This window comes from Bacillus sp. RCC_6_1, assembly GCF_041360755.1.
Taxonomy (GTDB): domain Bacteria; phylum Bacillota; class Bacilli; order Bacillales; family Bacillaceae_G; genus Bacillus_A; species Bacillus_A cereus.
In genome coordinates this window covers 198012-210488 of sequence record NZ_JBFUPV010000009.1, presented here as the reverse complement: position 1 = coordinate 210488, position 12477 = coordinate 198012, and the positions used below count along the sequence as shown (strand labels likewise).

Genomic DNA, 12477 nt, shown 5'->3' with positions numbered 1-12477 from the left:
TTCCCATACCGAACACGGAAGTTAAGCTCTCTAGCGCCGATGGTAGTTGGGACCTTGTCCCTGTGAGAGTAGGACGTCGCCAAGCAAAAACCTAAGTCGTTTCGACTTAGGTTTTTTTGTGTTTATTTTTATTTACCGAAGGCTATAATCCATAAATTTAATAAAGCTAAAGACGAAAAAAGAATGAAATAGAGACTGTTTAAAATAATAGCAATGATTTTTTGTGTTCCTGATTTTCCTAATGCCACTAAAGTAATACTTAAAATAGGACAAATTATTACTATCATAAGTATATATTTTAAATAATGAGATGCTATAAATAAGTATTTAATAATTACAGAAATTACTGCAATAGAGAAAAATAAATAGGATAATAGCATAGTTCTTTCTTTAACAGTTATCCTCCTTAGAAATTAAATCGTTATAATAATACAAGAGTGTATATATATTGATTTAAAACATACTGAAGTGCCATTTAAACGATTATACGTAAAATAGATCTCTAGAAATATATATTCTAATTCCCTTTTCTTCTTGCATATAGTTGCAATTCTTCTTTTGAATATAACTAAAACACGAACGTTATTGACTACTAATAAAAAAACATTCGATTATTTATTGACATTGTTTATGAAATATTGTTAATATAACCATAGAAACAATAATATAAGACCTCATATAATCGCGGGGATATGGCCTGCAAGTCTCTACCTAACGACCGTTATTCGTTAGACTATGAGGGAAAGTCACTCGGTATTTTTCTATTCACAAGGGATACGTATGCCTGAGTAGAGCGCTTTCTCTCATAGTAAAAGAGAAACTGTTCTATTTCAGGCTTTTTTTATTTGAATCGGGGGGATTCTAATATGAAATCACTAGTTGGAGTCATAATGGGAAGCACGTCAGACTGGGAAACAATGAAATATGCTTGTGACATTTTAGATGAATTAAATATACCGTATGAGAAAAAAGTTGTATCCGCTCATCGGACTCCGGATTATATGTTTGAATATGCAGAGACGGCTCGTGAACGTGGATTGAAAGTTATTATTGCTGGAGCTGGTGGAGCAGCACATTTACCAGGAATGGTTGCAGCGAAGACAAATCTTCCTGTAATTGGAGTTCCAGTTCAATCAAAAGCATTAAACGGCTTAGATTCATTATTATCCATCGTCCAAATGCCAGGAGGTGTTCCAGTTGCAACTGTTGCAATTGGTAAAGCCGGTTCAACGAATGCTGGATTACTTGCCGCACAAATACTTGGATCATTCCATGATGATATACATGATGCATTAGAATTGAGACGAGAAGCGATTGAAAAAGATGTGCGTGAAGGTAGTGAGCTAGTATGACGAGGATCATTTTACCTGGAAAAACAATCGGTATTATTGGAGGCGGCCAGCTAGGAAGAATGATGGCATTGGCAGCTAAGGAAATGGGATATAAAATTGCTGTTTTAGATCCTACAAAGCATTCACCATGTGCACAAGTTGCTGATATTGAAATTGTTGCACCATATGATGATTTAAAAGCAATTCAGCATTTAGCAGAGATAAGTGATGTTGTCACATATGAATTTGAGAATATTGATTATAGATGTTTACAATGGCTTGAAAAACATGCGTACTTACCACAAGGTAGTCAGTTGTTAAATACAACGCAAAATCGTTTTACAGAAAAGAATGCGATTGAGAAGGCTGGGTTACCAGTAGCAACGTATAGATTAGTTCAAAATCAAGATCAGCTTACAGAAGCAATTGCTGAGTTATCATTCCCTTCCGTCTTAAAAACGACGACAGGTGGATATGATGGGAAAGGACAAGTTGTTTTAAGAAGTGAAGCTGATGTTGAGACAGCAAGAAATCTTGTGGATAAAGCAGAATGTATTTTAGAGAAATGGGTGCCTTTTGAAAAAGAAGTATCAGTTATTGTGATTCGTAGTGTAAGTGGTGAAACAAAAGTGTTTCCAGTAGCAGAAAATATTCATGTAAATAACATTTTACATGAATCTATCGTTCCAGCTCGCATTACAGAAGAGCTTTCTCAAAAAGCAATTGCTTATGCAAAGGTACTTGCGGATGAATTAGAACTTGTGGGAACACTAGCTGTAGAGATGTTTGCTACAGATAATGGTGAGATTTATATTAATGAATTAGCGCCAAGACCTCACAATTCAGGACACTATACACAGGATGCATGTGAGACGAGTCAATTTGGTCAACATATTCGAGCAATCTGTAATTTACCTCTAGGAGAAACAAATTTGTTAAAACCAGTTGTCATGGTAAACATTTTAGGCGAACATATAGAAGGGGTCCTAAGACAAGTGAATAGATTAACCGGGTGCTATTTACACTTGTATGGAAAAGAAGAAGCAAAAGCACAGCGAAAAATGGGGCATGTTAATATTTTAAATGATAATATTGAAGTCGCTCTAGAAAAAGCGAAGAGTTTGCATATTTGGGACCATCAAGAACAACTGTTGGAGGGAAAAAGATGATTAGTCGTTATACACGCCCAGAAATGGGTGCAATTTGGACGGAAGAGAACAAATTTAAAGCATGGTTAGAAGTTGAGATTTTAGCTTGTGAAGCATGGGCTGAGCTTGGCGATATTCCAAAAGAAGATGTTAAGAAAATTCGTGAGCATGCATCATTTGATATTGATCGTATTTATGAAATTGAAAAAGAAACACGTCATGACGTAGTTGCATTCACTCGTGCTGTATCAGAAACGCCAGCATTAGGTGAGGAACGTAAATGGGTTCATTACGGTTTAACATCTACAGACGTAGTAGATACAGCATTATCTTACATCTTAAAACAAGCGAATGAAATTATATTAAAAGACTTAGAGAACTTTGTAAGCATTTTAGCTAACAAAGCGAAAGAGCATAAATACACAATCATGATGGGAAGAACACATGGTGTTCATGCAGAACCAACAACATTTGGTTTAAAACTTGGTCTTTGGTATGAAGAAATGAAACGTAACGTAGAGCGTTTCAAACAAGCTGCTGATACAGTTCGTGTTGGTAAACTATCTGGTGCGGTTGGTACATATGCAAATATCGATCCATTCGTAGAAAAATATGTTTGTGAAAACTTAGGATTAGAAGCAGCACCAATTTCAACACAAACATTGCAACGTGATCGTCACGCACACTACATGTCAACACTTGCACTAATTGCAACATCTATCGAAAAGATGGCAGTTGAGATTCGTGGTTTACAAAAGAGTGAAACACGTGAAGTTGAAGAAGCTTTCGCAAAAGGTCAAAAAGGTTCTTCTGCAATGCCACATAAACGTAATCCAATTGGTTCTGAAAATATGACTGGTTTAGCTCGTGTTATCCGCGGTTATATGATGACAGCTTACGAAAATGTTCCATTATGGCATGAGCGTGACATTTCTCACTCTTCGGCAGAACGTGTAATTTTACCAGATGCTACAATCGCATTAAATTACATGTTAAATCGCTTTGGTAATATCGTTAAAAACTTAACTGTATACCCAGAGAATATGAAACGCAATATGACAAGAACATACGGCTTAATTTATTCTCAGCGCGTAATGCTTACACTAATCGACAAAGGTATGGTACGTGAAGAAGCTTATGATATCGTACAGCCTAAAGCGATGGAAGCCTGGGAAACACAAGTACAATTTAAAGAGCTTGTAGAAGCTGATGAGCGTATTACAAGCAAGTTAACACAAGAAGAAATTAATGAATGCTTCAACTATGAGCATCATATGCAACACGTTGATACAATCTTTGAACGCCTTGGATTAAACGAAGCGTAAAATTTCATATGGCACAGAATAGAGTCATTCTGTGCCATTCTTTATAAAAACATTATTCACATTTTTCAAACTACAGGGGGCTTGCGAAATGCAAAAGCTAGAATTGCTGTATGAAGGTAAGGCAAAAAGAATTTATCGTACAGAATCAGCAGATATGGTTTGGGTAGAGTACAAAGATAGTGCGACTGCTTTCAATGGGGAGAAAAAAGAGACGATTACAGGAAAAGGTCGTTTGAACAATGAAATTACAACTTTATTGTTCAGAAAGTTACAAGAAGTGGGAATTAAAACACATTTTGTTGAGAAGTTATCTGAAACAGAACAACTTGTTAAAAAAGTGAGTATTATTCCTTTAGAAGTTGTCACAAGAAATGTAATTGCAGGAAGTCTTTCAAAACGATTAGGAATGGAAGAGGGAACTGTACTTGCAGAACCAATCGTAGAATTTTACTTCAAAGATGATGATTTAGGAGATCCGCTTGTAACGGAAGATCATATTCGTGTATTAAACGTTGCATCACCAGAGCAAGTAAGTGTATTACGAGATATGGCTCTACAAATCAATCAAGTGTTGATTGATCATTTCGCAAGCTGTCGTGTAAGATTAGTAGATTTCAAATTAGAGTTTGGTGTAACGGAAGAAGGAGAAATCATTTTAGCGGATGAAATTTCACCGGATACTTGCCGTTTATGGGATGAAACGAGCAATGAAAAGTTTGATAAAGACGTATTCCGTCGTGATCTTGGAAATTTAACAGATGCTTATGAAGAGATTTTAAAACGTTTAGGGGGAATTTCACATGTATAAAGTTAAGGTATATGTAACATTAAGAGAAAGCGTATTAGATCCACAAGGAACAGCAGTAAAAGGAGCACTTCATAGTCTTTCATTCACAGAAGTACAAGATGTTCGAATCGGAAAGTACATGGAACTAACAATTGATAAATCTGTATCTGATTTAGATAGCAAGGTAAAGGAAATGTGTGAAAAACTATTAGCGAACGTTGTAATGGAAGACTTCCGTTATGAAGTTGAGGAGGTTGTCGCACAGTGAAATTTGCCGTAATAGTATTTCCGGGTTCGAACTGTGATGTCGATATGTTCCATGCAATTAAAGATGAGCTTGGCGAAGAAGTAGATTACGTTTGGCACGATACAGAGAATCTAGATGAATATGATGCAATTCTACTACCAGGTGGATTTTCTTATGGTGACTACTTACGCTGCGGTGCTATCTCTCGCTTTGCTAATGCAATGAAAGCAGTGCAAAAAGCTGCTGAGCAAGGAAAGCCGATTTTAGGTGTATGTAATGGATTCCAGATTCTTGTTGAATCAGGATTACTACCAGGAGCGTTAATGAGAAACGAAAACTTAAAATTTATGTGTCGCACTGTTCAGTTGCGTGTTGAAAATAATGAAACGATGTTTACATCACAATATGGAAAAGATGAAGTAATTAATATTCCAATCGCGCATGGTGAGGGGAATTACTATTGTGATGAAGCGACGCTTAAACAATTAGAAGAGAACAATCAAATCGCATTCCGTTACGTAGAAAACCCTAACGGTAGCGTTTCAGATATTGCTGGTATTGTAAATGAAAAAGGAAATGTACTTGGTATGATGCCACATCCAGAGCGTGCTGTAGATGAATTACTTGGCGGTGCTGAAGGGTTAAAAGTCTTTCAATCTATCTTAAAACAGTGGAGGGAAACATATGTCGTTAATGCTTGAACCAAATCCAACACAAATTAAAGAAGAGCGTATATATGCGGAAATGGGGCTAACAGACGAAGAGTTTGCCATGGTTGAAAAGATTTTAGGTCGTCTGCCAAATTATACAGAAACAGGGTTATTCTCTGTAATGTGGTCTGAACATTGTAGTTATAAAAATTCGAAACCAGTTCTTCGTAAGTTTCCAACTACAGGTGAGCGCGTTCTGCAAGGACCTGGAGAAGGTGCTGGAATTGTAGATATCGGTGATAATCAAGCAGTTGTATTTAAAATGGAAAGTCATAACCATCCTTCAGCTATTGAACCATATCAAGGAGCTGCAACAGGTGTTGGTGGTATTATTCGTGACGTATTCTCTATGGGAGCACGCCCGGTAGCTCTATTAAACTCACTTCGTTTCGGTGAATTACAGTCACCACGTGTGAAATATTTATTCGAAGAAGTAGTAGCAGGAATTGCAGGATACGGTAACTGCATCGGTATTCCGACTGTTGGCGGCGAAGTACAATTTGATCCATGTTATGAAGGAAATCCACTTGTAAATGCAATGTGCGTAGGTTTGATTAACCACGAAGACATTAAAAAAGGGCAAGCGCACGGTGCTGGTAACACAGTAATGTACGTAGGAGCATCAACTGGTCGTGACGGTATTCACGGTGCAACATTCGCGTCGGAAGAACTATCTGAAAGCTCAGAAGCGAAACGTCCAGCGGTTCAAGTAGGGGATCCATTTATGGAAAAGCTTCTTATTGAAGCGTGTTTAGAATTAATTCAATCCGATGCACTTGTTGGAATTCAAGATATGGGTGCGGCTGGTTTAACATCATCATCTGCAGAAATGGCAAGTAAAGCAGGAATGGGTATTGAAATGTACTTAGATGATGTACCACAGCGTGAAACAGGAATGACACCATATGAAATGATGCTATCTGAATCACAAGAGCGTATGTTAATTGTCGTGAAAAAAGGTAGAGAACAAGAAATAGTAGATTTATTTGAGAAGTATGGTCTTGCAGCGGTTACGATGGGGAAAGTAACAGAAGATAAAATGCTTCGTTTATTCCATAAAGGTGAAAAGGTAGCTGAAGTTCCAGCAGATGCTTTAGCAGAAGAAGCACCAATTTATCATAAGCCATCAAAAGAAGCAGCATACTTTGCTGAATTCCAAGCAATGAAAATGGAAACGCCAAAAGTAGAAAATTATAAAGAAACGTTATTCGCTTTATTACAGCAACCAACAATTGCAAGTAAAGAGTGGGTATACGATCAATACGATTACCAAGTTCGCACAAGCACAGTTGTTACGCCAGGTTCAGATGCTGCAGTTGTACGTGTACGCGGTACAGAAAAAGGATTAGCAATGACGACAGATTGTAACTCTCGCTACATTTATCTAGACCCAGAGATGGGCGGTAAAATTGCAGTAGCAGAGGCAGCGCGTAATATCGTATGTTCTGGCGGAGAGCCACTTGCAATTACAGATTGCTTAAACTTCGGTAACCCAGAAAAACCAGAAATCTTCTGGCAGATTGAGAAATCAGTAGACGGTATGAGTGAAGCTTGTCGCACATTACAAACACCAGTTATCGGCGGAAACGTATCGATGTATAACGAGCGTAGTGGTGAAGCTGTATATCCAACACCAACTGTTGGGATGGTCGGACTTGTGCATGACTTAAAACATGTAACAACACAAGAGTTTAAGCAAGCTGGTGATTTAGTGTATGTAATTGGTGAGACGAAAGCTGAGTTTGGCGGAAGTGAATTACAGAAAATGATTCACGGCAAAATTTTCGGTCAATCACCAAGTATCGATTTAGATGTAGAATTAAAACGCCAAAAACAAGTATTAGAAGCAATTCAAGCTGGTCTTGTTCAATCTGCACATGATGTTGCTGAAGGTGGTTTAGCAGTTGCGATTTCAGAAAGTGCAATTGGTGCTAAAGGCTTAGGTGCTACTGTGAAATTAGATGGAGAAGCAACAGCAGCATTATTCGCTGAATCACAGTCTCGCTTCGTGATAACTGTAAAACGTGAAAATAAAGAGGCGTTTGAGAAAGCAGTAGAAGCAATCCAAGTTGGAGAAGTAACAAGTACAAATGAAGTAACAATTCATAATGAAGAAAATGAAGTATTACTTACAGCAAATGTAGATGAAATGAGAAAGGCTTGGAAAGGGGCAATCCCATGCTTGCTGAAATAAAGGGGTTAAACGAAGAATGTGGCGTTTTCGGAATTTGGGGGCATGAAAATGCAGCACAAGTTTCATACTACGGATTGCACAGTTTACAGCACCGTGGGCAAGAAGGCGCAGGCATTGTCGTAAATAATGGGGAAAAAATCGTCGGTCACAAGGGGTTAGGTTTAATATCAGAAGTGTTTTCAAGAGGTGAGCTAGAAGGATTAAATGGAAAATCAGCAATCGGACATGTACGATATGCAACAGCTGGTGGAAGTGAAGTTGCTAACGTTCAACCATTGTTGTTCCGTTTTTCCGATCATAGTATGGCGTTAGCTCATAACGGAAATTTAATTAACGCAAAAATGCTTCGTCGTGAATTAGAAGCAGAGGGCAGTATTTTTCAAACTAGTTCAGATACAGAAGTACTTTTACATCTTATTAAACGTAGCACGAAAGATTCTTTAATTGAAAGTGTAAAAGAGGCTTTAAATAAAGTGAAAGGTGCGTTTGCGTATCTTTTACTAACTGGAAATGAAATGATCGTTGCATTAGATCCGAATGGGTTCCGTCCGCTTTCAATTGGAAAGATGGGGGATGCTTACGTTGTAGCGTCAGAAACATGTGCTTTTGATGTAGTAGGTGCAACATACATTCGTGATGTAGAACCGGGTGAATTACTTATCATTAATGATGAAGGAATTCACGTAGATCGTTTCACAAACGATGTAGAACATGCAATTTGTAGTATGGAATATATTTACTTTGCACGACCAGATTCTAATATTGCAGGCGTTAATGTTCATGCAGCACGTAAGAATATGGGGAAACGTTTAGCGGCAGAAGCTCCTATTGAAGCAGATGTTGTTACTGGTGTACCAGACTCTAGTATTTCAGCTGCGATTGGCTATGCGGAGGCGACAGGTATTCCATATGAGTTAGGATTAATTAAAAATCGTTACGTTGGACGTACGTTTATTCAACCTTCTCAAGAACTGCGCGAGCAAGGGGTTAAGATGAAGCTTTCCGCAGTAAGAGGTGTAGTTGAAGGGAAACGAGTTGTTATGATTGATGACTCTATCGTAAGAGGAACGACAAGTAAACGAATTGTTCGTATGCTTCGTGAGGCTGGAGCGACAGAAGTTCACGTAAGAATTGCTTCACCACCTCTGAAATATCCATGTTTCTATGGCATTGATATTCAAACGAGAAAAGAATTAATTGCAGCAAATCATACAGTAGAAGAAATCCGTGAAATGATCGGAGCAGATTCTTTAACATTTTTAAGTGAAGATGGATTAGTAGATGCAATTGGACGTCCATATGAAGGGAAATATGGCGGCCTATGCATGGCTTACTTTAATGGGGACTATCCAACAGCTCTTTATGATTATGAGCAAGAGCTTTTAGAAAGCATGAAATAAGAAAAGTGAGAAAAGCTTCTACTTCTTTTGATGTAGGAGCTAGATCCTTTCTTAAAATAGCCCGCCCTGGATGGGGAGAAATTAAAAGACGAGGTGTAAATAACGATGGCGAATGCATATAAGCAAGCAGGAGTAGATATTGAAGCTGGATATGAAGCGGTATCTCGCATGAAAAAACACGTACAAACAACTATGAGAAAAGAAGTACTAGGCGGTTTAGGCGGTTTTGGAGGTATGTTTGATCTATCAAAATTTGCATTAGAAGAACCTGTATTAGTATCTGGAACAGATGGCGTGGGAACGAAATTGATGCTCGCTTTTATGGCAGATAAACATGACACAATTGGTATTGATGCAGTAGCAATGTGTGTAAATGATATTGTTGTCCAAGGAGCAGAGCCGCTTTTCTTCCTTGATTATATTGCTTGTGGTAAAGCTGAACCTAGTAAAATTGAAAACATCGTCAAAGGTATATCAGAGGGCTGTCGCCAAGCTGGTTGTGCATTAATCGGTGGAGAAACAGCTGAAATGCCAGGAATGTATTCTACGGAAGAATATGATTTAGCTGGTTTTACAGTTGGGATTGTTGATAAAAAGAAAATTGTAACAGGTGAAAAGATTGAAGCTGGTCACGTGCTAATTGGCTTAGCATCTAGCGGTATTCATAGCAATGGTTACTCTTTAGTACGAAAAGTGTTATTAGAAGATGGGGAACTATCTTTAGAGCGTATTTATGGCCGCTTAGAACTACCTCTTGGTGAAGAATTATTAAAACCAACGAAAATTTATGTCAAACCTATTTTAGAACTATTGAAGAAACATGAAGTATACGGTATGGCGCATATTACAGGTGGTGGATTTATTGAAAATATTCCACGCATGTTGCCAGAAGGAATCGGTGCTGAGATTGAACTAGGAACTTGGGAAATTCAGCCGATCTTTAGTTTGCTTCAAGAAGTTGGAAAACTGGAAGAGAAAGAAATGTTCAATATTTTTAACATGGGTATTGGTATGGTAGTAGCAGTGAAGGAAGAAGATGCAAAAGATGTTGTTCGTCTTCTTGAAGAGCAAGGAGAAATGGCTCGTATTATTGGACGTACTATACAAGGAGCTGGCGTTACTTTTAATGGGGGCACAGCACTATGAGTAGATTAGCAGTTTTTGCTTCTGGAAGTGGATCTAACTTTCAATCTCTCGTTAATGCGGTAGAAGAAAAAAGATTGGATGCAGAAATTAGTTTATTAGTATGTGATAAACCAGAAGCACGAGCTGTTGGACGGGCAAATTATCATCATATTCCGTGTTTTGCTTTTTCAGCGAAAGCATATGAGTCAAAAGAAGCGTTTGAAAAAGAGATATTAAAGAAGCTAGAAGAATATGAAATTGATTATGTTATTTTAGCTGGATATATGCGTTTAATCGGGCCGACGTTACTAGAAGCATACGGCGGGAAGATTATTAATATTCATCCATCATTACTACCGAGCTTTCCGGGTAAAGATGCTGTCGGTCAAGCGTTAGAAGCAGGTGTGAAAGTAACTGGAGTAACAATTCATTATGTAGATGCAGGTATGGATACAGGGCCAATTATTGCACAAGAAGCAGTGGTTGTTTCTGAAGGGGATACGAGAGAAAGCTTACAAAAGAAAATTCAACAAGTTGAACATAAATTATACGTAAATACAGTGAATCAAATTGTTCAGTCTGTGAAAGAATCAACTGTTAACTAACATACAACCAGGGGTGAAGGATAAATGAAAAAGCGTGCATTAGTAAGTGTTTCAGATAAAACAGGAGTAGTAGAATTTGTTAAAGGGTTACTAGAACAAGGGATTGAAGTTATTTCAACAGGTGGTACGAAAAAGTTACTAGAAGAAAATGGCTTACAAGTAATCGGCATTTCTGAAGTAACTGGTTTCCCTGAAATTATGGATGGCCGTGTGAAAACATTACATCCAAATATTCATGGTGGTCTATTAGCAGTTCGTGATAATGAAACACATGTAACACAAATGAATGAGTTAGGTATAGAGCCAATTGACTTTGTTGTTGTTAACTTATACCCATTTAAAGAAACAATCGCTAAGCCTGATGTAACATTTGCTGATGCAATTGAAAATATTGATATCGGTGGCCCAACAATGATTCGCTCTGCTGCGAAAAATCATAAATTCGTATCGGTAATTGTAGATCCAGTAGATTATGATATTGTGTTAGCAGAACTGAAAGAGAACGGTGAAGTAGCAGAGGAAACAAAACGTAAACTAGCAGCGAAAGTATTCCGTCATACAGCAGCGTATGATGCGTTAATTTCTAACTACTTAACAGAGCAAATGGGTGAAGAAAGTCCAGAAACATTAACTGTGACATTTGAGAAAAAGCAAGACTTACGCTATGGCGAGAACCCACATCAAAAAGCAACTTTCTATAAAGCGCCATTCGCAGCAACGTCTTCTGTTGCATACGCAGAACAATTACACGGTAAGGAATTATCGTATAACAATATTAATGATGCAGACGCAGCGCTTAGCATCGTAAAAGAATTTACAGAACCAGCAGTAGTAGCAGTAAAGCATATGAATCCATGTGGTGTTGGAGTAGGAACTAATATTCACGAAGCATATACTCGTGCTTATGAAGCAGATCCAGTATCAATCTTCGGCGGTATTATTGCAGCAAATCGTGAAATTGATAAAGCTACAGCAGAAAAGTTACATGAAATTTTCTTAGAAATTGTTATCGCACCTTCGTTCTCGCAAGAAGCTTTAGAAGTGTTGCAAAGTAAGAAGAACTTACGTTTATTAACTATAAATATTGAAAAAGCGACAAGTGCAAGCAAAAAACTAACTTCTGTACAAGGTGGACTTCTCGTTCAAGAGGAAGATACGTTATCATTAGATGAAAGTACAATTTCAATTCCAACGAAACGTGAACCTTCAGAGCAAGAATGGAAAGATTTAAAACTAGCTTGGAAAGTTGTAAAACATGTGAAATCAAACGCAATTGTTTTAGCGAAAGATGACATGACAATTGGTGTCGGTGCGGGACAGATGAACCGTGTAGGTTCTGCAAAAATCGCAATTACACAAGCTGGTGAAAAAGCACAAGGTAGCGCGCTTGCATCTGATGCTTTCTTCCCAATGCCAGATACATTAGAAGAAGCAGCAAAAGCAGGAATTACAGCAATCATTCAACCGGGCGGATCAATCCGTGATGAAGATTCTATTAAAGTGGCAGATACTTATGGGATTGCTATGGTGTTCACTGGCGTACGTCATTTCAAACACTAATAGAGGATGTTAAAAAAGTCCGGTTAAGATAACCTTCGCATGTCG

The 12477-nt window shown here is 37.9% G+C and carries 12 protein-coding genes, 1 rRNA gene and 1 riboswitch; of the genes, 12 read left to right on the top strand and 1 reads right to left on the bottom strand.

All coding sequences use genetic code 11. The annotated features are described in order from the left end of the window. Positions 1-85 (top strand): 5S ribosomal RNA (gene rrf, locus AB6801_RS31285); the annotation flags it as partial. A gap of 43 nt (positions 86-128) precedes the next feature. On the opposite strand, the gene AB6801_RS22585 is transcribed toward rrf, so the two are convergent. Next, entirely contained in the window at positions 129-380 is a 252-nt protein-coding gene (locus AB6801_RS22585) for a hypothetical protein (protein ID WP_000927502.1), read from the bottom strand. A 274-nt stretch (positions 381-654) separates the two neighbouring features. Further along, a riboswitch (purine riboswitch) is annotated at positions 655-756 on the top strand. 110 nt (positions 757-866) lie between these two features. Between AB6801_RS22585 and purE the strand changes: the two genes are divergently transcribed. The 11 genes from purE to purH all read left to right on the top strand — a co-directional run bounded on the left by purE (position 867) and on the right by purH (position 12432). Further along, the gene (gene purE / locus AB6801_RS22580; protein WP_000839367.1) at positions 867-1352 is read left to right on the top strand and encodes a 5-(carboxyamino)imidazole ribonucleotide mutase; all 486 of its coding nucleotides are present in this window, start codon (positions 867-869) and stop codon (positions 1350-1352) included. Then, entirely contained in the window at positions 1349-2500 is a 1152-nt protein-coding gene (gene purK, locus AB6801_RS22575; protein WP_000196770.1) for a 5-(carboxyamino)imidazole ribonucleotide synthase, read from the top strand. The genes purE and purK overlap by 4 nt, the downstream gene beginning before the upstream one ends. Then, entirely contained in the window at positions 2497-3804 is a 1308-nt protein-coding gene (gene purB, locus AB6801_RS22570) for an adenylosuccinate lyase (protein ID WP_000625682.1), read from the top strand. Before purK ends, purB begins: the two co-directional genes overlap by 4 nt. 88 nt (positions 3805-3892) lie before the next feature. After that, complete coding sequence (purC, locus tag AB6801_RS22565) at positions 3893-4612, top strand: phosphoribosylaminoimidazolesuccinocarboxamide synthase (RefSeq protein WP_001170544.1); 720 nt, start codon at positions 3893-3895, stop codon at positions 4610-4612. Next, positions 4605-4859 carry a phosphoribosylformylglycinamidine synthase subunit PurS gene (gene purS, locus AB6801_RS22560; protein ID WP_000278823.1) on the top strand — a complete coding sequence of 85 codons (255 nt, stop codon included), beginning with the start codon at positions 4605-4607 and terminating at the stop codon, positions 4857-4859. The genes purC and purS overlap by 8 nt, the downstream gene beginning before the upstream one ends. Beyond that, positions 4856-5539, top strand: coding sequence for a phosphoribosylformylglycinamidine synthase subunit PurQ (purQ, locus tag AB6801_RS22555; protein ID WP_000666787.1), 684 nt, complete (start codon positions 4856-4858; stop codon positions 5537-5539). Before purS ends, purQ begins: the two co-directional genes overlap by 4 nt. After that, on the top strand, positions 5523-7742 hold the full coding sequence (gene purL / locus AB6801_RS22550; protein WP_000055562.1) for a phosphoribosylformylglycinamidine synthase II: 2220 nt from the start codon (positions 5523-5525) through the stop codon (positions 7740-7742). Before purQ ends, purL begins: the two co-directional genes overlap by 17 nt. Next, positions 7727-9142 carry an amidophosphoribosyltransferase gene (gene purF / locus AB6801_RS22545; RefSeq protein ID WP_000879025.1) on the top strand — a complete coding sequence of 472 codons (1416 nt, stop codon included), beginning with the start codon at positions 7727-7729 and terminating at the stop codon, positions 9140-9142. The genes purL and purF overlap by 16 nt, the downstream gene beginning before the upstream one ends. Before the next feature lie 105 nt (positions 9143-9247). Next, the gene (gene purM, locus AB6801_RS22540; RefSeq protein WP_001262443.1) at positions 9248-10288 is read left to right on the top strand and encodes a phosphoribosylformylglycinamidine cyclo-ligase; all 1041 of its coding nucleotides are present in this window, start codon (positions 9248-9250) and stop codon (positions 10286-10288) included. Beyond that, the gene (gene purN, locus AB6801_RS22535; protein ID WP_000088589.1) at positions 10285-10872 is read left to right on the top strand and encodes a phosphoribosylglycinamide formyltransferase; all 588 of its coding nucleotides are present in this window, start codon (positions 10285-10287) and stop codon (positions 10870-10872) included. Before purM ends, purN begins: the two co-directional genes overlap by 4 nt. Before the next feature lie 24 nt (positions 10873-10896). Next, on the top strand, positions 10897-12432 hold the full coding sequence (purH, locus tag AB6801_RS22530) for a bifunctional phosphoribosylaminoimidazolecarboxamide formyltransferase/IMP cyclohydrolase (RefSeq protein WP_000745434.1): 1536 nt from the start codon (positions 10897-10899) through the stop codon (positions 12430-12432). The last annotated feature ends 45 nt before the right edge of the window (positions 12433-12477 follow it).